We start from the raw sequence: 22,110 nt of genomic DNA, 5'->3' as shown, positions 1-22,110 counted from the left end.
CTCCACTCTAGGACGCTCCGCGACTACAACGGCAGACGCGGCCTCAGCAGATGCGCCACCAGACCCGTCCATCCGGTTTGGTGGGATGCTCCCAGTCCTTCCCCGGTGTCACCGTCGAAATACTCGTTGAAAGTGGGGTGCACGCTCCACAACGGGTCATCGCTCGCCTCGATTCGCGCTCCGTCCGCCGGACGCTTACCGTTCACCGGCCGAAACAGCGACGCCAACCCGCTGTCGATCAAATCTGCTGCCTGCGTCAATGTGCGGTGATTGCCGGAACCGGTGGGAATCTCGATGGTGAAGGATCCGCCGTAGTGACGCCCGTATGCGCGCAACTTGTCGGCCAACAACACGTTGACCGGGAACCAAATCGGGCCACGCCAGTTGGAGTTGCCGCCGAACATGCCGGTGCGTGATTCGCCTGGTTCGTACTCGATGGACAGACTGCGACCGTCGACATCGAACGTGACGCCGTCCCGGTACGACGCCGACAACGATCTGATTCCGTACTGCGACAGGAACTCTTCCGAATCGAACATCCTGGCAAGCACACGCTTGAGTCGTTCCGGTTCGACGAGGGTCAGCAACACTCGAATTTCGTCACCGTCCTTCCGAGCGAGCAACGGACTGACCATGTCAGGTCGACGATGCTGCACCCACCGCAACCGCGCGGTCAGATCAGGGCATTCCTCCTCGACCCATGACGGAATCTCGGTCGCCCCGAGAATCGGGAGCAGACCGACCATGGAACGTACCCGCATCGGTACCGCGTCGCCCTCTGGAGGCACGAGGACGTCGTAGAAGAACCCATCCTCTTCGTGCCATAGTGAAATATGTTGCGAACCAAATGATTTGACAGCTTTCGCGATCGACAGAAAGTGCGAGAAGAACTTCGTCGCGACGTCGTCCCAGGCATTGTCGTGACGCGCGAGCTCGAGCGAAATCTTGAACATCTGTTGGCAGTAGAACGCCATCCAACTCGTGGCGTCGGATTGTTCGAGCCGAAATCCTGGCGGCAAGGGCGCAGAGCGGTTGAACAAGCCGATATTGTCCATTCCGAGGAAGCCACCCTCGAAGATATTCGAGCCCGCAGAGTCCTTTCGATTCACCCACCACGAGAAATTCAACAGCAGCTTGGTGAATACACGCACCAGGAATTCTCGGTCGCGGTATCCGTCGATTCGGTAGACGTGCCACGCCGCCCACGCATGGACAGGTGGATTGACGTCACCGAACTCCCACTCGTAAGCGGGGAGCTGACCGTTGGGATGCATCGCCCACTCCCGGCACATCAACACCAGCTGCTCCTTCGCGAAATCCGGATCGACATGTGCGAGCGGAATGGTATGAAATGCCAAGTCCCACGCGGCAAACCACGGATACTCCCATTCATCGGGCATCGAGATCACGTCCGCGAGAGCAAGATGACGCCAGTGGGTGTTTCGCGCCTTGGCATCGAGCCGTGACGGCGGTGCGGGCTCCCCAACCGGGTCGCCTTCGAGCCATTGCTCGACGTCGTAACGGTAGAGCTGCTTCGTCCACAACAGCCCCGCGTACGCACGCCGAGCAATATGGCGATCATTCTCGTCCAGATCGGATCCGATCACGACGCCGTAGAAGTCGTCGGCTTCCGAACGTCGGTCGGCAACAATGGCGTCGAACCCACGTCCGAAGGTCTGCGCGTCCGGCTCGTTGTGAGACAGACGGAGCTTGACCTCGACGGTAGCGCCGGGTGCGATGTCGTCGAACCGAAACCAGAACGCCGACTTCGTGCCCGTCTGTTCAGGGTTCACCGCGCCGGTGTCCCCCTCGACGACGCGGCGGCCGATTCCGTCCTTGCAATATGCGCTGACATTCTCCTGACCCCAGAGCTGCGCCGAGTTCGTTTCGTTGTCGCAGAAGAGGACCTCTGGTTCTCCTTCGGCGCTCAGGTAGTACTTTCCGAGAAAGCCATGTTCGGCCGCGATTGCGCGCACCCGGCCGGACTGCAATTCGGGAGCAGTCATCTGCGAAAGGGAGCCGCCACGGTCGTCGCGACCCCACGCCCAGGTGTTGCGGAACCAGAGATGCGGCAGCAGATCCACCGAAGCGGCCTCTGGGCCATGATTGGTGATCGAGATGACGATGGCGATGTCGTCCGGGGCGGCCTTGGCGTAGGTGACCTGCACGTCGAAGAATCGGTTCTCGTCGAGAATTCCGGTATCGGAGAGTTCGTACTCCCGCTCGTCTCGTCCTCGTTGCGCGTTCTCCTCACGAAGCTTCCGGTACGGGTACTCGGCGTGGGGATAGCGATAGAGCCATTGCATCCAGCTGTGGCTGGGTGTGCCGTCGACGACCCACCAGTATTCCTTGACGTCCTCGCCGTGGTTGCCTTCACCGTTGGTAAGACCGAAGAGTCGTTCCTTGAGGACGGGGTCCTTGCGGTTCCACAGCGCGAAAGCGAAGTTGAGAAATCCGAAACGATCGCAGATCCCGCCCAATCCGTCTTCTCCCCACCGGTAGGCCCGTGCATGCGCCTGATCGAAGGGAAAGGACTGCCAGGCGTCCCCATCGGTCGAGTAGTCCTCACGGACCGTGCCCCACTGACGGCCGGCAAGATAGGGACCCCACTGACGCCATGGTCCGGACACACCGGGCGACTCGGCGAGCCGCGAATGCTCTGCGGTCCTCGGCTTGGGCAGTGGTTCGGTGGCATCGGTCACGGCACCAGTCTGCTACCTCGATGGCACGCTCGCGTACCGATGAGTTTCACCGGGCCCACAGGTCGAACGAGAAAAGCCCTGACAACCACGAAAAGAGAAGATCGATGCGCACACTGACAGCAGGTCTGTTTCACTCCGTCGACGGCGTGGTCGAGTCCCCCGATCAATGGCAGTTCGATAGTTTCGACGAAGAAATGGGGGGTCTGCTGGGGGCGATGATCGAGCGAGTGGACACGGTGATTCTCGGACGAGTCGGATACGAGCAGTGGTCGAACTATTGGCCGACCGCAGGGGACGAGGACGGCTTCGGGGGCTTCATCAATTCGGTTCCCAAGCACGTCGCTTCCAGGACGCTTGCCGGTCCACTTGCCTGGGCGAATGCCTCACTCATCGACGGGGATCTCGATGACTTCGTTCACGATCTGAAGGCATCGGAAGGAGGAGAGATCGCCGTGGTCGGCGGCATTTCCATCGTTCGCCACCTGTTCTTCGCCGGACTCCTCGACTCACTGACGCTGATGACGCACCCCGTGATTGCAGGTTCGGGTCGAAGGATGTTCGAACCCGGTGACCCGCTCACCAAGCTCGAGTTGCGCAGTTTGCGCAGGACGTCCAAGGGCAACGCAATTCTCGAGTACGCGAGAACCTGATCAGGCGCGACAGACTCGCAGCAGTGCAGCGACATCCGTGCCGTCGAGGCCTTTGGGGGGTGGATCCTGCAGGAGAATCTCGCGCAATCGGGCCATGAAACTCTGCCGACTCACACCGAACTCGGTCAGCACGTCCTCTGCCGGACCGAAGACGTGCGGAAATTGCGGGGCGTGCTGATCCTGCATCGAAAGTTCCTTTCGGCCGCCTGCCGCTCGGTGGCGACTCTGTTCGACGATCTATCCCCGACAAGCGAGGAACGTTACACTTTCACCCCAAGTGGAACGTTCTTGGAAACATGAATCGCCCACTTCTCCCACGTCCCCGGTCGTAGCATCAGATCTCGTGACCCCTGCTCTCCGCATCCTCGTGTACAGCAGCAACTCCGACACGCGCGCATATGTGACGACGGCTATCGGCACACGCCCGAAAGCGACACTCGGCGCGTTCGACTATCTCGAAGTCGCATCGGCCCCGATGGTGATTCACCATCTGGACGCCGGGGGCATCGACCTCGCCATACTCGACGGGGAGTCGGCGCCGGCCGGGGGAATGGGCGTAGCGAAGCAACTACGGGACGAGCTCGCACACTGTCCACCATTGGTGGTTCTGACCGGGCGACCGGACGACAGATGGTTGGCGGATTGGTCCGGCGCAGACGCCGCAGTGTCACATCCACTGGACCCGTTCGTGTTGACGGAAACGGTCGTGAAACTACTCGAAAACCTACCGAAAGTGCCACCGTCCCAAACTTTTCCCGAGTAACGGACCCGACACTCTCTCCGCACAGTCCGAAACCGAGACACGTCGGGGCATCGCACCGGTAGGCTGTGTTTCAGCTCACATTCCTACAGGCTGTCCACAGGGCATGCACGGAGGCGCGAACAGCATGAACGAGTACATTCCCATTCTCGTCCTCGGTGCTGTCGCCGTCGCCTTCGCTCTCGTCTCCGTCGTCATCGCCTCGGTAGTCGGACCGAAGCGGTACAACAGGGCAAAGATGGATGCTTACGAATGCGGTATCGAGCCGACAGCTCAACCGATGGGTGCAGGTCGCTACCCCGTGAAGTTCTATCTGACGGCGATGCTGTTCATCATTTTCGACATCGAAATCGTTTTTCTTTATCCCTGGGCCGTGCATTTCGACGCACTCGGCGTATTCGGGCTTCTCGCAATGGGACTGTTCGTCGTCAGCGCTGCAGTCGCCTACGCCTACGAATGGCGTCGCGGCGGGCTCAGCTGGGATTAGGTTCGCGACTTTCAGATACGTTTCGCCACTTTCAGAAACTTTGGATCGGAAGGGTCAGATATGGGTCTCGAAGAGAAGCTACCGAGTGGCTTCCTGCTGAGTACGGTCGAAGGCCTCGCCGGATACGTCAGGAAAGGCTCACTCTGGCCCGCCACATTCGGTCTCGCCTGCTGCGCAATCGAAATGATGGCCACCAGTTCCGGCCGATTCGATATCGCCCGATTCGGTATGGAGGCCTTTCGCGCCTCCCCGCGGCAGGCGGATCTGATGATCGTCGCCGGCCGCGTCAGTCAGAAGATGGCGCCCGTGTTGCGTCAGATCTACGATCAGATGGCTGAGCCGAAATGGGTTCTGGCCATGGGGGTATGCGCCTCCTCGGGCGGCATGTTCAACAACTACGCGATCGTCCAAGGCGTCGACCATGTGGTTCCGGTGGACATCTATCTGCCCGGGTGCCCGCCCAGACCGGAGATGCTGCTCGATGCAATCCTCGAACTGCACAAAAAAATACAAGAGATGCCGCTCGGCGTGAACCGCGAAACGGTCGCCCGCGCAGCGGAAGCCGCCGCATTGGCGTCGACACCCACTTTCGAACTCAAGGGGTTGCTGCGGTGACGTCCGATCGACGTGGAATGTTCGGGGTGAAAGGTACCGGTGACACATCCGGATATGGGAGGTTGGTACCACCTGCGCTGCTGCGGGAGAGTGCATCCCGTCCCTACGGCGGGTACTTCGATGCCATCGCCGATGAATTGGAGCGCACGCTTCCCCTGCTCGACACGACGTTCGACGAAGCAGTGGAGGCGGTCGTGGTCTTCCGCGGCCAGCTCACCCTGCATGTTCGACGCGAACACCTTCTCGCGGTAGCGACGACCCTCCGCAACGAACCGGAACTTCGATTCGAACTGTGCCTGGGCGTCAGTGGCGTCCACTATCCCCAGCAGGTCGACCGAGAACTACACGCGGTGTTTCCCTTGATGTCGATAACCCACAATCGTCGAATTCGTCTCGAAGTATCGGTCTCGGATGCCGATCCGCATCTGCCGTCGCTGGTAGAGGTCTATCCGACCGACGACTGGCACGAACGTGAAACATACGACTTCTTCGGAATCCAGTTCGACGGTCATCCTTCGTTGACTCGAATTCAGATGCCCGACGATTGGGAAGGCCATCCACAACGCAAGGACTATCCACTCGGAGGAATCCCGGTCGAGTACAAGGGTGCGAGCATTCCTCCGCCGGACCAACGACGGGGATACAAGTGACGAGCGAACGATCGTTGACCGTCTCTGGGCAGGACTGGGACGACATAGTTGCTGCTGCAGCAGAATCGGCCGCTGGCTCCTCCGAGGAGCGCATCGTCGTCAACATGGGGCCGCAACACCCGTCGACGCACGGGGTGCTTCGACTGATTCTCGAGATCGAGGCCGAAACCGTGACAGAAGCTCGATGCGGAATCGGCTACCTGCACACTGGAATCGAAAAGAATCTCGAGTTTCGAAATTGGACGCAGGGTGTCACCTTCGTGACCAGGATGGATTATTTGTCCCCCTTCTTCAACGAAACTGCGTATTGTCTCGGTGTCGAAAAGCTGCTCGATATCACCGAAGAAATACCCGAACGTGCGACCGTCGTCAGGGTTCTGTTGATGGAACTCAATCGCATTTCTTCGCACCTTGTCGCTCTGGCTACCGGCGGAATGGAATTGGGTGCAGTTACGGCGATGCTGTTCGGGTTTCGTGAGCGCGAGTTGATTCTCGACGTATTCGAGATGATCACCGGATTGCGGATGAACCACGCGTTCATTCGACCCGGCGGACTCGCCCAAGATCTACCCGAAGACGCCGTGGCAAAAGTACGAGAGTTGCTGAAAACTCTGCCTGTTCGTCTCCGCGATATGTCGAATTTGCTGAACGAGAATTCGATCTGGAAGGCCAGGACCAAAGGGATCGGTTATCTCGACCTGACGGGCTGTATGGCTCTGGGAATCACCGGTCCGATGCTTCGATCCACCGGTCTCCCTCATGACCTCCGCGTCTCCGAACCCTATTGCGGATACGAAAACTACGAATTCGAGGTATGCACGGACACCGGTTGCGACGCCTACGGTCGATACCTCGTGCGGATCGACGAGATGAAGGAATCGCTCAAGATTGCCGAACAGTGCCTCGACCGGCTTCGACCAGGACCGATCATGGTGGACGACAAGAAAATAGCGTGGCCTGCCGACCTTTCCGTCGGACCGGACGGTATGGGTAATTCTGCCGAACACGTCCGCGAGATCATGGACACCTCGATGGAATCGTTGATCCACCATTTCAAGCTCGTCACCGAGGGCTTTCGGGTCCCACCGGGTCAGGTGTATGTCGCGGTCGAATCGCCGCGCGGTGAACTCGGCGTCCACATGGTCAGCGACGGCGGTACGAGACCGTTTCGGGTGCACTACCGAGATCCATCTTTCACCAACCTGCAAGCGGTTGCAGCCACCTGTGAGGGCGGCATGGTCGCTGACGTCATCGCCGCTGTGGCCAGTATCGATCCGGTGATGGGAGGTGTGGACAGATGAGCGAACCCGTGTTCGTGCAACTGACCACCCGGGCGGCCCCGTACCCACCGGACACCGAAACTCGGTTGTCTCTGGACGCCGACAGGATCGTCGCCAGGTACACCTCGCCCGGGGATGTCGATCAGGAGATGGCGCGGTCGGCACTACTGCCGCTGCTGCATCTGGTCCAGGCCGAGGACGGGTACATCACTGCGACAGGTATCGAGTTCTGCGCACATCGGCTTGGACTGACCGGCGCCGAGGTCACCGCGGTAGCAACTTTCTACTCGATGTATCGGCGCGAACCAACCGGCGACTATCTGGTGGGAGTGTGCACCAACACGTTGTGCGCGGTGATGGGCGGCGATGCCATCCTCGAAGCTCTCGAGGACCACCCCGGAGGCGTCGACGACCCCATCACGTTGACTCACATCGAATGCAACGCTGCCTGCGATTACGCACCGGTGGTGATGGTCAACTGGGAGTTCTTCGACAATCAGACTCCCGAGTCTGCGCGCACCCTGCTAGACGACTTGCGTTCGGGACGCGAGGTCGTTCCGAGCAGAGGTGCGTCGCTCTGCACGTTCCGGGAGACCGAGCGAATACTTGCGGGTTTCCCCGACGAACGCCCCGGCGCGGTAGAGACCGGTGGTACTGCGGGCGGCCCGACCCTCGCCGGCCTGCGAGTCGCACGCGCACTGTCGATGACTGCCCCGACGGTGCACGAACCCTCCGACGAGGGTCCCGCACCCCTCGGGTCGGCGGATTCCGCCGCAGAGGAAACGACCAAGGACAAGCCCGCGCCTGCACCTGGCGAATCGGTACCTCCCGAGAAGGGAAATTGACGTGCCCCTGACTCCAGTTCTGAGCGACTACTGGGACGACCCGCAATCGTGGACCCTGGAAACCTATCTGCGCCATGGCGGCTACGAGGGCCTGCGTCGAGCGCTGTCGATGCCCGAGGACGACGTCATCGCGACAGTCAAGGATTCGGGTCTACGAGGTCGCGGCGGTGCAGGCTTCCCGACTGGAATGAAGTGGAGTTTCATTCCGCAGGAGGACGGTCAGGCGCACTACCTGGTGGTCAATGCCGACGAGTCGGAGCCCGGAACCTGTAAGGACATGCCACTGCTCCTGGCGACCCCGCAGGTACTGCTCGAGGGAATCGTCATCGCTTCCTATGCAATTCGAGCGCATCGTGCATACATCTACCTTCGAGGCGAGGTGGTACCGGTACTGCGGAGACTTCATGCCGCGGTTGCCGAGGCCTACGCGTCGGGATATCTGGGACGCGACATCCTGGGCAGCGGTTTCGATCTCGAGGTGATCGTGCACGCCGGCGCCGGCGCCTATATCTGCGGCGAGGAGACTGCTCAATTGGATTCGCTCGAAGGCAAACGCGGGCAGCCGCGCCTCCGACCACCGTTTCCTGCCGTCGCCGGTCTCTACGCGCGTCCGACTGTGGTGAACAACGTCGAGTCGATCGCGAGTGTCCCTGCGGTACTCCGCAATGGCGTCGACTGGTTTCGTTCGATGGGGACCGAAAAGTCGCCGGGCTTCACCCTGTACTCGTTGTCGGGCCACGTCACCCAACCCGGTCAGTACGAGGCTCCGCTCGGAATTACGTTGCGCGAGTTGCTCGATTACGCAGGCGGAGTTCGCGCGGGTCACACCCTGAAGTTCTGGACACCGGGCGGGTCCTCGACGCCGATATTCACCGACGAACACCTCGACGTCGCCTTGGACTACGAAGGTGTCGCCGCCGCCGGTTCGATGCTAGGAACCAAAGCTCTGCAGATCTTCGACGAAACCACCTGTGTGGTCCGCGCGGTGAGACGGTGGACCGAGTTCTATGCGCACGAGTCCTGCGGCAAGTGCACGCCATGCCGGGAGGGCACCTACTGGCTGGTCGGGATCTACGCGCGGCTCGAGACCGGACAGGGCACACTCGCCGACCTCGATACCCTGCTCGACGTCTCCGACAGCATCCTCGGCAAAGCATTCTGCGCGCTCGGCGACGGCGCTGTCAGTCCGATCACGTCCTCGCTGAAGTACTTTCGCGAGGAATACCTCGAACACCTGGGTAAGCCGTGCCCGTTCGACCCACATCGTTCGACCCTGATGGCGGGAGCACTCACCTCATGACCACCGCAACGGAGACTGTGACGGTCAGCATCGACGGCATCGAGGTCCGTGTGCCTGTCGGCACGTTGGTCATTCGAGCGGCCGAACTGAACGGAATCCAGATCCCTAGATTCTGCGATCACCCGCTGCTCGAACCTGTTGGCGCGTGCCGTCAGTGTCTCGTCGAGGTGGAAGGTCAACGTAAGTTGCTCGCCTCGTGCACCACTACGGTGACCGAGGGCATGGTGATCCATACCCAGCAGAGCTCGCCCGTCGCTGCCAAGGCACAGCGAGGTGTCATGGAGCTACTGCTCATCAATCATCCGCTCGATTGCCCGGTCTGTGACAAGGGTGGTGAGTGTCCGTTACAGAACCAGGCGATGTCCGCCGGTCGTTCCGAATCCCGATTCATCGAGGTAAAACGTACTTTCCGGAAGCCGATTCCGCTGTCCTCGCAAGTGCTGCTCGATCGTGAACGATGTGTCCTGTGCGCACGGTGTACTCGTTTCTCTCAGCAGATAGCTGGGGACCCGTTCATCGAGTTACTCGAGCGCGGCGCGCTGGAGCAGGTCGGAATCTACGAGAACGAGCCGTTCGAATCCTATTTCTCGGGAAACACCGTTCAGGTGTGTCCCGTCGGGGCGCTCACCGGCGCTGCATACCGATTCCGAGCACGTCCCTACGACCTGGTCTCCACGCCCAGCACCTGCGAGCATTGCGCGAGCGGGTGCGCCCAGCGCACCGACCACCGTCGCGGAAAAGTGCTGCGCCGCTTGGCCGGTGACGATCCTGCAGTCAACGAGGAATGGAACTGTGACAAAGGCCGCTGGGCATTCGCGTACGCAACCGAACGCGACCGAATCACCACTCCCCTGGTTCGAAATGACGACGGCGTGTTGGAACCGGCGTCGTGGTCCGAAGCATTGGCAGTGGCCGCTCGTGGGCTGGCAGTTGCAGGCCGGGACGTAGGAGTTCTAGTCGGTGGGCGGGTAACCCACGAAGACGCGTACGCGTACTCGAAGTTCACTCGAATAGTGCTTGGGAACAACCACATCGACTTCCGAGCGAGGACTCATTCGGTGGAAGAAAGCGAATTCCTTGCTGCATGCGTCGCCGGGCGGTCGTTGTCGGTGACATACGAGCATCTCGAGCATGCGCCTGCAGTTCTCCTGCTCGCCTTCGAGCCGGAAGAGGAATCGCCGATCGTTTTCCTACGTTTGCGCAAGGCCGTACGAACCCGCGGCCAACGAGTGGTCTCGATCGCCCCGTATGCGTCCGCAGGCGTGAAAAAGCTTGGTGGCCAGCTGTTACAGTGCGTTCCTGCCGACGAGGTCGGAGCGTTGGCGGCACTGTCGAACCGCGAAGAGATCGACCTCTTCCGGCAGGCCGGCGCAGTCGTGATCGTCGGCGAACGACTCGCGAGTACACCCGGCGGACTGTCTGCAGCTCTCCGTTTCGCGGAGTCGACAGGCGCGAAACTTGCCTGGATTCCCCGTCGGGCCGGCGATCGCGGCGCTGTCGAGGCCGGCGCGCTGCCGAATATGCTGCCGGGCGGGCGTCCGGTGATCGATGAGGCAGCTCGGGCAGAGATGGCCGCCAAGTGGGGCGTGAGCGGGCTACCCGATGCCGTCGGACTCGGCTCGAGCGAGATACTCGACGCGGTATCCACTCGGCCCCTTCGTGCGCTCGTGATCGGCGGCGTCCAACTGGCCGACCTTCCCGACCCGGCCGCAGCTACCGCGGCCGTCGACGAGGCCTCGTTCGTCGTCAGTCTCGAAATTCGAGCCAGCGACGTCACCGAGCGTGCAGACGTCGTGTTTCCCGTTGCGTCAGTGGCCGAGAAGGCCGGATCCTTCCTCGATTGGGAAGGACGGGCGCGGCCGTTCGAGGCGGCACTGACCGACGTCAGGGCTCTGCCAGACAGTCGGGTTCTGCATGCTCTGGCCGCCGAAATGGGTGTCGACCTCGGCGCCCCCGATGTCGCGACCATCAGAGCCGAGATTGCGGCATTGTCGACGTGGAAGGGTGAGCCGGCCTCCCCGCCGGACCATCGTGCCGCTCTCGATGCGCCCCTTACTGCTGGCATCGGCGAAGCGGTCCTCGCGACCTGGCGGATGCTCCTCGATTCAGGACGAATGCAGGACGGGGAGCCGCATCTCGCCGGTACCGCACGTCGACCCGTCGTGCGGCTCTCGGTCGGGACTGCGCGAGAGATTTCAGTCGGCGACGGCGATCTCGTCACTGTCCGATCCGAGAGGGGCACGGTGACACTTCCTTTGACGATCACCGATATGCCCGATCGGGTGGTGTGGGTCCCGATGCGTTCTACCGGATCCCACGTGCACACCCAGTTGGGATCCGGCATCGGAACCGTCGTGCATATCGAAGCAGCGAACGAGGTGATGTAGGTGATTCCCGGAATCGGGCTCGACCCCTGGTGGCTGGTCATCGCCAAAGCGCTGGCCATCTTCGTCTTCCTCATCCTGACACCGTTGATGGCAATTCTCATCGAGCGGAAGGTGATGGCGCGCATGCAGATGCGCGTCGGACCGAACCGTGTCGGACCAGGCGGCATACTGCAAAGCTTGGCCGACGGGGTGAAGTTGGCCCTCAAGGAAGGGATCGTCCCCAAGGGCGTCGACAAACCGATCTACCTGCTGGCACCGGTCATTGCCGCCGTCCCGGCATTCATGGCTTTCGCGGTCATTCCGTTCGGCCCCGAAGTCTCGATATTCGGCCGACTGACACCGCTACAGCTCACCGACCTACCCGTCGGCGTGCTGTACATCCTGGCCGTCACATCGGTGGGCGTGTACGGAATCGTGCTGGCCGGATGGTCGTCCGGCTCCACGTACCCCCTCCTCGGCGGACTTCGGTCCACCGCTCAGGTCATTTCGTACGAGATTGCGATGGGGTTGTCTTTCACCGCCGTGTTCCTCCATGCGGGCACCATGTCGACGTCGGGAATCGTGGCAGCACAATCGAACACCTGGTACATCTTCCTGCTGTTCCCATCGTTTCTCATCTATCTGACCTCGATGGTCGGCGAAACCAACCGCGCCCCTTTCGATCTTCCGGAAGCCGAAGGTGAGCTGGTGGGCGGCTTCCACACCGAATACTCCTCGCTCAACTTCGCGATGTTCATGCTCGCCGAATACGTCAACATGGTCACTGTGTCGGCTCTAGCGACGACCCTGTTCCTCGGCGGTTGGCATGCGCCCTTCCCGCTGAACCTGTGGGACGGCGCGAATTCCGGTTGGTGGCCCGTGCTGTGGTTCACCCTCAAGGTGTGGGGATTCCTGTTCCTCTTCATCTGGCTCCGCGCGACACTTCCGCGACTTCGATACGACCAATTCATGAATCTCGGCTGGAAGGTCCTGATTCCGGTGTCCCTGGTATGGATCATGCTCGTCGCGACCGTCCGAGCTTTGCGGATCGAAGGCTACGGATCGTGGACGGTTGCATTGTTCGTCGCAGGCGCAGTAGTTGCCGCCCTCGCCGTCGTCTCTCTTGTGCGCCGACGGCGACGCAAGCCGCCACCGCCGACCGAGGCCGCTGGTACCTCACCGTTCGATCCGATGGCCGGCGGCTTCCCGGTACCACCGATGCCCGGACAGCATCTTCCGACCGATGACAAGGAGCGAAGCGATGCCTGAATTTCTAGGCCCCGTAGCCGGATTCGGCGTGACGTTTGCGACGATGTTCAAAAAACCGGTCACCGAGTTCTACCCGGAGGAGAAAGTTCCGACCGCGCGCCGCTACCACGGTCGGCATCAACTCAATCGGTACGCCGACGGTCTCGAGAAGTGCATCGGTTGTGAACTGTGTGCCTGGGCGTGCCCGGCCGATGCGATATATGTCGAAGGCGCCGACAACACCGAGGAGGAGCGATTCTCTCCTGGTGAGCGGTACGGCCAGGTGTATCAAATCAACTATTTGCGCTGCATCGGATGCGGGTTGTGCATCGAAGCGTGTCCGACGAGGGCATTGACGATGACCAACGAATACGAACTCGCGGACGACAACAGAGCGGATCTGATCTACGAGAAGGATCGCCTGTTGGCACCGTTGGAGCCTGGAATGGAGCCGGCCCCTCACCCCATGGCCGACAATGCAACGGCCGCGGACTACTACCGCGGCACGATCCAGTGACCACATCGACCGCCGAGGCCGTCCAATTCTGGCTGCTCGGTGGGTTGGCCGTCCTCGGGGCACTCGCGATGGTGTGCGCCTCCAAAGCGGTGTACTCGGCTCTTTTTCTGGCCGTGACGATGATCATCCTTGCCGTCTTCTATATCGCTCAGGGCGCGATCTTTCTCGGTGTCGTCCAAATAGTCGTCTACACCGGCGCCGTCATGATGCTGTTTCTGTTCGTACTGATGCTCGTCGGTGTCGATTCCGCAGACTCGTTGGTCGAGACACTGACAGGGCAGCGCCCTGCCGCCATCGCTGCAGGAGTCGGGTTCGGTCTCGTACTGATCGGCGCTATCGGCAACGCATCGGTTGAGTCGGGCAGACCCGATTTTCTCGGACTCGACGCAGCCAATTCGGGTGGCAATGTCGAGGGCCTGGCCGAGCTCATCTTCATCCGTTACCTCTGGGCTTTCGAATTGACGGGCGCACTACTGATCATCGCGACGGTCGGGGCGATGGTGCTGGCCCATCGAGAGCACTTTCACCCTCGTAAGGGCCAACGGGCGTTGTCCGAGCAGCGATTCCGCGACGGCACACATGTGACCCCCATGCCCAGCCCCGGTGTGTATGCCAGGCACAATGCCGTCGATTGGCCGGCTCGATTGCCGGACGGATCGCCTTCGGAGCTCTCGATCAACCCGATGCACCGTGGACACCGAGGTGAGGCGCCATGAATCCGGAGAACTACCTGTACCTCGCCGTGTTGCTCTTCACGATCGGCGCTGCGGGAGTACTGCTTCGACGCAACGCAATCGTGGTCTTCATGTGTGTCGAGTTGATGCTCAACGCTGCCAATCTCGCGTTCGTGACCTTCGCTCGCATGCACGGCAATCTCGACGGCCAGGTCTTCGCGTTCTTCACCATGGTTGTTGCAGCTGCTGAAGTCGTCGTGGGGCTCGCAATCATCATGACGATTTTTCGTACTCGCCGATCTGCCTCTGTCGACGACGCGAATCTGCTGAAGTACTGATATGTGGCTACTACCGACCCTCCCGTTGCTGGGCGCGGCCATCCTGCTGCTGTGCGGGCGCCGCGGTGACCGATGGGGACATATCTTCGGCACCGCCGTGGCCTCGGCGTCGTTCGTCGTCGGGGTCATCCTCTTCGTGGAGATGCTCGGCCGAAGGGCCGAGGACCGCGCCGTGAGCCAAACTCTGTTCAGGTGGATTCCCGTTGCCGACCTCCAGGTCGATTTCGGTCTGCAACTCGATCAGTTGTCGATGTGTTTCGTATTGCTCATCACGGGAGTGGGTTCGCTCATCCACATCTACGCGATCGGTTACATGCGCTACGACCCCGATCGTCGACGATTTTTCGCATACCTCAATCTATTCTTGGCCGCGATGCTCTTGCTGGTCATGGCCGACAACTTCCTCGGCTTGTACCTCGGGTGGGAGGGCGTGGGCCTCGCGTCGTATCTGCTCATCGGATTCTGGCAGTACAAGCCCTCCGCGGCAGCAGCAGCGAAAAAGGCGTTCATCGTCAATCGCGTCGGTGACATCGGATTGATGATCGCGTTGATGATCATGTTTTCAACGTTCGGTGGCGTGTCCTTTTCCGAGGTCCTGACGGGGACAGATACGGCAAGTGAGTCGGTGCTGACCGCACTCGGTTTGGTGCTGCTTCTTGCGGCGTGCGGAAAGTCGGCCCAGGTGCCGCTTCAATCCTGGCTCGGCGACGCCATGGAAGGGCCGACGCCGGTGTCGGCACTCATCCACGCAGCGACGATGGTGACAGCAGGCGTGTACCTGATCATTCGGTCGGGGCCGATCTTCACCGCGGCCCCGACGGCTCAGACCGCGGTCGTCATCGTGGGCGCCGTGACGCTTGTGTTCGGTGCGATCATCGGGTGCGCCAAGGACGACATCAAGAAGGCATTGGCCGCGTCGACGATGAGTCAGATCGGATACATGGTGCTCGCTGCCGGACTGGGTCCGGCCGGATACACCTTCGCGATCATGCTCCTACTCGCACACGGCTTCTTCAAGGCCGGTCTCTTCCTCGGTGCCGGGTCCGTCATGCACGGTATGAACGACGAGGTCGACATGCGCCGGTACGGGGCGCTGCGGAAGTCGATGCCGATCACCTTCGTGACGTTCGGCCTCGGCTACCTCGCCATCATCGGTGTTCCACCTTTCTCCGGCTTCTTCGCCAAGGACAAGATCATCGAGGTCGCCTTCGGTGCAGGTGGCGTGGCCGGCGTCGTGCTCGGCGTCGTCACCCTGTTCGGGGCCGGTCTGACGGCGTTCTACATGACGCGAGTGATGCTGATGACCTTCTTCGGCACTGCGCGGTGGGCCCCCGATGCACACCCCCACGAGTCGCCCTCGGTGATGACCGTTCCGATGGTCGTACTCGCGATCGGGTCGGTCGGCGCGGGGGCACTGTTGACCGTTGGAGGTTCGTTGGCGTCATGGTTGGAGCCGGTATTCGGCGAGGTCGAAGAGTCACACACACTTCCGGCCTGGCTGGTGACGTCCATGGCGCTTGCTGTCGTCGCGGTCGGAGTACTCGTGGCGTACCTCCGCTATGCACGATCGCCGATACCGGCCACAGCGCCTGAACCGGTCTCCGTGGTGACGACTGCAGCACGACGGGATCTGTACGGCGACGCCTTCAACGAGGCCACTCTGATGCGTCCCGGCCAGAAGATCACCCAGGCCGCGAAGGTATTCGACGACACCGCAATCGACGGCGCCACCGTCGCCCTCGGGTCGATCATCGCAGCGGTATCAACCCGAATCCGCCGCGTGCAAACCGGTTTCGTACGTACCTACGCGCTCACGATGTTGCTCGGCACGGCTGTGTTTCTCGCGATGATGGTGGCGGTGATGGTGTGGTGAGTTCCTTTCCCTGGTTGACGACATTGTGGGTGTTGCCGATCATCGGTGCGGCAGCTGCGCTTGCCATGCCGAAAGCACGGCCAGGGTGGGCCAAAGTGGTCGCGCTCGTGGCGTCGCTGCTCACACTCGTCGTGGCCGTAGTCGTGGCGGTTAGGTTCGAGCCTGGAGGTGAGCGGTACCAATTCGTCGAATCCCATTCGTGGATCGAGGCATTCGGTGCCCGCTACGAGCTGGGTGTCGATGGCATTTCGGTGGTGTTGATCCTCCTGACCGCGGTTCTGCTGCCACTGCTTCTGGTTGCAGGGTGGAACGACCCACGGATCGGACGATCGGCACACCTTTACGTTGCGCTGATTCTCGCTGTCGAATCGATGGTGTTGATGTCGTTCAGTGCCCTCGACATTTTGCTGTTCTACGTCTTCTTCGAGGCGATGCTCATTCCGATGTACTTCCTCATCGGTGGTTTCGGCGGAAAGCACCGCGCATCCGCAGCAGTGAAATTCCTGTTGTACAACCTCCTGGGTGGACTCGTCATGCTCGCGGCCGTCGTCGGGTTGTATGTCGGTACAGGCACATTCGGCTTTGAAGAGATAGCTGCTTCCGCGGCAGCCGGCGATCTCGGAATGTCACCTGGACTGCTCAATGCACTGTTCCTCGGCTTCATGTTCGCCTTCGCTGTGAAAGCCCCACTGTGGCCGTTCCATTCGTGGCTGCCGGGAGCCGCAGTCGAATCGACACCTGCAACGGCGGTGTTGATGATGGCCGTCGTGGACAAAGTCGGAACATTCGGCATGCTCCGATACTGTCTACAGCTCTTTCCCGATGCGTCGAAGTATTTCGCACCGTTCGTCGTGACGCTGGCAGTGATCGGAATCGTCTACGGCGCAATCCTTGCCATCGCTTCGACGGATGTCATGCGGTTGATCGCCTACACGTCGATCTCTCACTTCGGCTTCATCATCCTCGGGATCTTCGCTATGACCAGTCAGGGCCAGACCGGTTCGACGCTCTACATGGTCAATCACGGAATCTCCACGGCCGCATTGTTCCTCGTCGCCGGGTTTCTGGTGTCGCGCCGCGGCACTCGCGCGATCGACAGCTACGGCGGAATCCAGAAGGTCGCACCCGTCCTCGCCGGCACCTTCCTCGTTGCCGGTCTGGCTACTCTCTCGCTCCCCGGGTTGGCGCCCTTCGTCAGTGAATTCCTCGTGCTGATCGGAACGTTCACCCGCTACCAGGTTGCCGCAGTCGTCGCGACATCAGCGCTCGTTCTGTCGGCCGTCTACATCCTGTGGCTCTATCAACGGATCATGACCGGTCCACTCGAAAAAAAGAACGCCGCTGTGCACGACCTCGTTCCACGCGAGCTGGCCGTGATGGTGCCCTTGATAACGCTTCTGATCGTGTTGGGGCTGTACCCGAAACCGATCCTCGACATAATCTCGCCCGCGGTAGCGACGACGGTGACCTCGGTCGAGTCCGATGATCTCACCGCTGACGGACAGGCAGGAATCAGATGACCGGCGACGCAGTTGTGGTGGCTCCGAGTATCGAATACAGCCAGCTGGCGCCGATGCTCATCATCTTCGGTATCGCGGTTCTCGGAGTTCTCGTGGAAGCATTTCTTCCCAGGTCCGCCAGATATCCGGCACATGTCGCGCTCGCGATCAGTGGTATCGGCGCAGCTCTGGCAGCGGTTGTCTTGCTTGCGTTGTCCCTGGACGGAAGCGATTCCGCCGGCAGCCTCGCCATGATGGGTTCGGTTGTCATCGACCGCCCGGCATTGTTCTTGCAGGGAACCCTGCTGTTGATCGCGATCCCTTCGGTATTACTGATCGCCGAGCGAAGGGTCGAACCGAGCCTGGGCACCGCGCCAAAAAATGCGCCACCTCGTGCGGATTCGTTTGCGCCACAGGCCTCGATTGTTCCAGGATCCCTTGCCGAGCGGCAAGCAACGCACGCCGGCGTCGCCCAGACCGAAGTGTTCCCGCTGACGATGTTCGCGTTGGGGGGCATGCTGCTGTTCCCAGCTTCGAACGACCTGTTGACCATGTTCGTTGCTCTCGAGGTCTTGTCGCTTCCGCTCTATCTTCTCTGCGGCCTCGCCCGGCGAAGGCGGTTATTGTCGCAGGAAGCGGCAATGAAGTATTTTCTTCTCGGCGCATTCTCTTCGGCCTTCTTCCTGTTCGGATCGGCGTTGCTGTACGGGTACGCCGGCTCCGTCACGCTGGGTGATATCGGTGATGCTGTGTCCTTGGGCACCGGGAACGACGCCCTGGCGGTACTCGGTACCGCACTGGTGGGAGTCGGTCTCCTGTTCAAGATCGGTGCTATTCCTTTTCATTCGTGGATCCCCGACGTCTATCAGGGCGCCCCGACGCCGATCACGGCTTTCATGGCGGCAGCAACGAAGGTCGCCGCGTTCGGCGCTATGACGAGGGTCTTCTACGTAGCGCTACCGGATCTCCGTTCCGAATGGCGACCAGCGCTGTGGGCTGTGGCAATCGCAACGATGCTGATCGGCGCCATCCTGGCCGTGACACAGACCGACATCAAACGCATGCTCGCGTATTCGTCGATTACGCACGCCGGCTTCATTCTGACCGGATTCATCGCCGTCGACGCTGCCGGACTGTCCTCGACGCTGTTCTATCTGTTCGTCTACGGATTCAGCACTGTCGCGGCATTTGCAGTGGTTACAGTTGTCCGGGACGAGTTCGGTGAGGTCGGCGACATCTCACGCTGGGCGGGCTTGGGCAAACAGTCACCGTTGCTCGCTGGAGTCTTCGCACTGTTGTTACTTGCGTTCGCCGGAATTCCGCTGACAAGTGGATTCTTCGGAAAGTTCGCCGTCTTTCAGGCAGCTGCGCAAGGTGGTGCAGCGCCACTCGTCGTGGTCGGTGTCGTGAGCAGCGCCATTGCTGCTGTGTTCTATATCCGGGTGATCGTGCTGATGTTCTTCTCCGAACCGGATTCCACCGATAGCAGCCGAGCGACTGTAGTGACTCCGAGTGTTGCTACAACCTTGACGATCGGAATCGGTGTGGGCGCCACCGTCGCCTTCGGAATTCTTCCCGGCCCCCTACTCGACCTTGCAGACCGAGCAGCGGTCTTCCTGAGCTAGGGCGGTGTGCCTGCGCACGGTGCGGTTAAGATCCGCACAATGTGGACAACAGTTACAAGATTGGTGGCAGGGCTCTGCCTGTCGATCTCGGTGTTGGGGTTGCTTGCCTACTTTTCACGGGTCGACAACCGGTATGTCGTGGCCCTCGCATCGTTCACACCATTCCTTGTCTCTGTGTCGGTGATCGGCGCTGTTGTAGCCGCATTCGGACGAAGATGGATCCTCTTCGCAGCGTCGGCGGCTGCTCTCGCGACGGGGGTCGGGCTTTTCGCTCCCTTGTACGTCCCCGGCTCGACCGCCGCAGCATCGGAGGATTCCACTGGCCCGACTCTGCGAATCATGCAGTCGAACCTCATGCTCGGGCTGGCCGATCCCGATCAGATCGTCCGCGAGGTCATCGATCGTGACATCGACATCCTTACCGTCCAAGAACTCACGAGCAGCGCCCTGAGTGGCCTGGACGCCGCGGGCCTGGAAGATCTGCTGCCCTACAAGTTCACCCGTCCCACCGCCGAAGGCGGAGGCGGCGCCGGCATCTACAGCCGCTTCCCGCTTGCGAACGAACGAGAGCTACCTACTTTTCTGCTGTGGAATCTGTCCACCGATATCGACGTCGGCACAGGCCCGCCCATCCGGGTGTACTCGGTGCACCCCGTACCGCCCTACCCGTCCCCCACGCCGATATGGGCCTCGGAAATGGAACTGCTGAAGCAAGAGGTGACGGCATCCGCGGATCTACCGCGAGTGATAGTGAGCGGCGATTTCAACTCGACCTGGTCGCACAGCAGGTTTCGAGACATCGTGGATGTGGGTTACACCGACGCGGCAGAGAGCACGGGCGGCGGTGTTGTCCCTACGTATCCAACAGACAAGGCCTACCCTGCACTCGTCGGGATCGATCACATCCTCAGCCGCGGAATGCAGGCGACATCACTCGAACGGATCACCGTCGACGGCACAGACCATCACGGAGTCGTCGCCGAACTGAAAACGATCGGTTAGCCCTGATGGTCGCGATTGTTGTCGACGGCACCGTTGAGTGCATGATGAACCCATGAGTTCGAACGATCTCTTCGGAGGACCCAAGCGGCTGCTGATCGTCGTCGCCGTGGTTGTCGTGGTGACAGTTCTCGCTGCACTCGTCACCTTGATCGTGCGGCAGATACTCGGTCCACCCGAAGGGCCTTCCCCGTACGACACCCCCGAATCCATGTCGTATGTACTGCAGATCACCTCACCTCCCCCGCTGTGACCTGAGCTGGTGAATACCGCGCGCTATCAAATTTCGTACGACGTCCGATTCGACCGGCTAGTACGAGGCAGCGACGCGATAGCTAGCGGATGGCCAGTCCGCGAGGGTGAAAGAGGTAGACACCGGCTACGCCGCTCCGGCTCTCCGATCCGGCGTTTTCATCGACGTCGGACGACTGTGATTTGGTTCTTGCTACCCCGATCACGGATCATACGAGCGTGACTTATCCAAGCGTCGCCCAGAAGACAACCGTTGTCGTACCCACGTACAACGAGCGCGAGAACCTTCCCAAGCTGGTAGGGCTGCTCGCGGATCTGGGCATGGAGAATCTGCACGTTCTCGTCGTGGACGACAACTCACCGGATGGGACCGGCAAGGTTGCCGACGAACTCGCCGAGAACGGCCTGCTCCCCCTTACCGTTCTTCATCGCACCGAGAAGAACGGACTCGGTCGCGCCTATGTGGCAGGTATGTCCAAGGCATTGGACGACGGTGCGGACATCGTCATACAGATGGATGCCGATCTGTCCCATCCGACCGAAGTGATACCGGCAATGATCGAGACACTGACCACCACGGACGCTGCGGTCGTGCTCGGGTCGCGATATGTGCCGGGCGGTGAAGTGGCGAGCGACTGGCCCTGGCACCGGAAGGCTCTCTCGGCCTGGGCAAACTTCTACGTCAACACAATTCTGCGCTTGAAGGTCAAGGACGCGACGGCTGGCTTCAAAGCTTGGCATGCGAAGACTCTCCGGGCAATCGACGTCTCGTCGGTCGAGAGCAACGGTTATGCCTTCCAGGTGGAGATGAACTATCGCACCGTCCGACGCGGACTGAAGATCGCCGAGGTGCCGATCAAATTCGAGGAGCGCAGCGACGGCGAATCGAAGATGAGCCTGGCGGTACAACTCGAATCGGCACTCGTGCCGTGGAAGCTACTCGCCGGCCGGGCACGCCGCTGACGTGAGCCCGGCAAGTCCGACTAGTGCGCAGGCATTGTCGCGGCTGAGCTTCCACACGCCGTTCTCGGCCACGAAAATCATCGTCGTCGGATTCGGCTGACCACCGATCGTCAATGTGGCCCCGGCGCTCAGTGTTCCATCGCCTAGATCATCGACGCCGGTAATCTCTACGATCGCGTCGTTCGTAACGGCTGCAGTGACGACTTGTTCGATCAATGCGGGGTCTTCTTCTGCACCCTGAACGAATACAGCCTTCTCTGCCGATGGAACCGCTGGATCGAAGCCCCGCTTCAGTTCCTCGTTCAGATCTGCGGCGGACGGTACCGGCGGATACGCGGAAGCTGTGGGGATGGCGGTGGAGGGAGCCGAAGGGCTCTCGCCGTCACCGCCATCACTGCATCCGGAGACGAGAGCGGTTACTGCCGCGGCAAGAAAGAAAGGCCCAATGGTGAGTTTCATTCACCGAA

General features: G+C 60.9%; 22 protein-coding genes. 19 read left to right on the top strand and 3 right to left on the bottom strand.

The window, feature by feature from the left end:
• Window positions 1-23: 23 nt before the first annotated feature.
• Window positions 24-2,702, bottom strand: a complete 2,679-nt coding sequence (locus tag O1W68_RS11560; RefSeq protein WP_269303617.1) for an MGH1-like glycoside hydrolase domain-containing protein — start codon at window positions 2,700-2,702, stop codon at window positions 24-26.
• A 104-nt stretch (window positions 2,703-2,806) separates the two neighbouring features.
• On the opposite strand from O1W68_RS11560, the gene O1W68_RS11555 reads away from it, so the two are divergent.
• Window positions 2,807-3,352: a dihydrofolate reductase family protein gene (locus O1W68_RS11555; protein WP_269303615.1), complete on the top strand. Its 546-nt coding sequence runs from the start codon at window positions 2,807-2,809 to the stop codon at window positions 3,350-3,352.
• Here the strand turns inward: O1W68_RS11555 and O1W68_RS11550 are convergent, their stop codons facing one another.
• Complete coding sequence (locus O1W68_RS11550; RefSeq protein WP_269303614.1) at window positions 3,353-3,538, bottom strand: hypothetical protein; 186 nt, start codon at window positions 3,536-3,538, stop codon at window positions 3,353-3,355. It abuts the gene before it with no gap.
• 157 nt (window positions 3,539-3,695) lie between these two features.
• Between O1W68_RS11550 and O1W68_RS11545 the strand changes: the two genes are divergently transcribed.
• The 18 genes from O1W68_RS11545 to O1W68_RS11460 all read left to right on the top strand — a co-directional run bounded on the left by O1W68_RS11545 (window position 3,696) and on the right by O1W68_RS11460 (window position 21,643).
• The gene (locus tag O1W68_RS11545) at window positions 3,696-4,115 is read left to right on the top strand and encodes a hypothetical protein (RefSeq protein WP_269303613.1); all 420 of its coding nucleotides are present in this window, start codon (window positions 3,696-3,698) and stop codon (window positions 4,113-4,115) included.
• 124 nt (window positions 4,116-4,239) lie between these two features.
• Window positions 4,240-4,599, top strand: a complete 360-nt coding sequence (locus O1W68_RS11540) for an NADH-quinone oxidoreductase subunit A (RefSeq protein ID WP_088944297.1) — start codon at window positions 4,240-4,242, stop codon at window positions 4,597-4,599.
• A gap of 60 nt (window positions 4,600-4,659) precedes the next feature.
• Entirely contained in the window at window positions 4,660-5,214 is a 555-nt protein-coding gene (locus O1W68_RS11535; protein WP_084348670.1) for a NuoB/complex I 20 kDa subunit family protein, read from the top strand.
• A gap of 17 nt (window positions 5,215-5,231) precedes the next feature.
• Window positions 5,232-5,864 (top strand): NADH-quinone oxidoreductase subunit C, encoded by a 633-nt coding sequence (locus O1W68_RS11530; protein ID WP_269303777.1) that lies wholly within the window; start codon window positions 5,232-5,234, stop codon window positions 5,862-5,864.
• Window positions 5,861-7,165, top strand: coding sequence for an NADH dehydrogenase (quinone) subunit D (gene nuoD, locus O1W68_RS11525; RefSeq protein ID WP_269303612.1), 1,305 nt, complete (start codon window positions 5,861-5,863; stop codon window positions 7,163-7,165). The genes O1W68_RS11530 and nuoD overlap by 4 nt, the downstream gene beginning before the upstream one ends.
• Window positions 7,162-7,989 (top strand): NADH-quinone oxidoreductase subunit NuoE, encoded by an 828-nt coding sequence (nuoE, locus tag O1W68_RS11520; protein WP_269303611.1) that lies wholly within the window; start codon window positions 7,162-7,164, stop codon window positions 7,987-7,989. Before nuoD ends, nuoE begins: the two co-directional genes overlap by 4 nt.
• Before the next feature lies 1 nt (window position 7,990).
• Complete coding sequence (nuoF, locus tag O1W68_RS11515; protein ID WP_269303610.1) at window positions 7,991-9,289, top strand: NADH-quinone oxidoreductase subunit NuoF; 1,299 nt, start codon at window positions 7,991-7,993, stop codon at window positions 9,287-9,289.
• Window positions 9,286-11,676: an NADH-quinone oxidoreductase subunit G gene (locus O1W68_RS11510; RefSeq protein ID WP_269303609.1), complete on the top strand. Its 2,391-nt coding sequence runs from the start codon at window positions 9,286-9,288 to the stop codon at window positions 11,674-11,676. Before nuoF ends, O1W68_RS11510 begins: the two co-directional genes overlap by 4 nt.
• Entirely contained in the window at window positions 11,677-12,924 is a 1,248-nt protein-coding gene (gene nuoH / locus O1W68_RS11505) for an NADH-quinone oxidoreductase subunit NuoH (RefSeq protein WP_269303608.1), read from the top strand. It begins immediately after the preceding gene.
• Window positions 12,917-13,420: an NADH-quinone oxidoreductase subunit NuoI gene (nuoI, locus tag O1W68_RS11500; protein WP_084348663.1), complete on the top strand. Its 504-nt coding sequence runs from the start codon at window positions 12,917-12,919 to the stop codon at window positions 13,418-13,420. Before nuoH ends, nuoI begins: the two co-directional genes overlap by 8 nt.
• A complete protein-coding gene (locus O1W68_RS11495; protein WP_269303607.1) occupies window positions 13,417-14,136 on the top strand; it encodes an NADH-quinone oxidoreductase subunit J in 720 nt (239 codons plus the stop codon). The genes nuoI and O1W68_RS11495 overlap by 4 nt, the downstream gene beginning before the upstream one ends.
• On the top strand, window positions 14,133-14,432 hold the full coding sequence (gene nuoK, locus O1W68_RS11490) for an NADH-quinone oxidoreductase subunit NuoK (protein WP_088944288.1): 300 nt from the start codon (window positions 14,133-14,135) through the stop codon (window positions 14,430-14,432). Before O1W68_RS11495 ends, nuoK begins: the two co-directional genes overlap by 4 nt.
• A gap of 1 nt (window position 14,433) precedes the next feature.
• On the top strand, window positions 14,434-16,305 hold the full coding sequence (gene nuoL, locus O1W68_RS11485; protein WP_269303606.1) for an NADH-quinone oxidoreductase subunit L: 1,872 nt from the start codon (window positions 14,434-14,436) through the stop codon (window positions 16,303-16,305).
• Window positions 16,302-17,825: an NADH-quinone oxidoreductase subunit M gene (locus O1W68_RS11480; RefSeq protein WP_269303605.1), complete on the top strand. Its 1,524-nt coding sequence runs from the start codon at window positions 16,302-16,304 to the stop codon at window positions 17,823-17,825. Before nuoL ends, O1W68_RS11480 begins: the two co-directional genes overlap by 4 nt.
• On the top strand, window positions 17,822-19,429 hold the full coding sequence (gene nuoN, locus O1W68_RS11475; protein WP_269303604.1) for an NADH-quinone oxidoreductase subunit NuoN: 1,608 nt from the start codon (window positions 17,822-17,824) through the stop codon (window positions 19,427-19,429). The genes O1W68_RS11480 and nuoN overlap by 4 nt, the downstream gene beginning before the upstream one ends.
• A 39-nt stretch (window positions 19,430-19,468) precedes the next feature.
• Window positions 19,469-20,431 (top strand): endonuclease/exonuclease/phosphatase family protein, encoded by a 963-nt coding sequence (locus O1W68_RS11470; RefSeq protein ID WP_269303603.1) that lies wholly within the window; start codon window positions 19,469-19,471, stop codon window positions 20,429-20,431.
• A gap of 52 nt (window positions 20,432-20,483) precedes the next feature.
• Entirely contained in the window at window positions 20,484-20,681 is a 198-nt protein-coding gene (locus O1W68_RS11465; protein WP_269303602.1) for a hypothetical protein, read from the top strand.
• 218 nt (window positions 20,682-20,899) lie between these two features.
• Window positions 20,900-21,643 carry a polyprenol monophosphomannose synthase gene (locus tag O1W68_RS11460; protein ID WP_269303601.1) on the top strand — a complete coding sequence of 248 codons (744 nt, stop codon included), beginning with the start codon at window positions 20,900-20,902 and terminating at the stop codon, window positions 21,641-21,643.
• Here O1W68_RS11460 and O1W68_RS11455 read toward each other — a convergent pair.
• Window positions 21,617-22,102: a hypothetical protein gene (locus tag O1W68_RS11455; protein ID WP_269303600.1), complete on the bottom strand. Its 486-nt coding sequence runs from the start codon at window positions 22,100-22,102 to the stop codon at window positions 21,617-21,619. The genes O1W68_RS11460 and O1W68_RS11455 overlap by 27 nt on opposite strands.
• Window positions 22,103-22,110: the final 8 nt, after the last annotated feature.

Origin of the sequence: Rhodococcus sp. H36-A4, assembly GCF_027158005.1 — a bacterium.
Taxonomy (GTDB): Bacteria; Actinomycetota; Actinomycetes; order Mycobacteriales; family Mycobacteriaceae; genus Rhodococcoides.
Note: the sequence above shows the minus strand (reverse complement) of the source record. Positions and strands in the feature narration are given on the sequence as shown.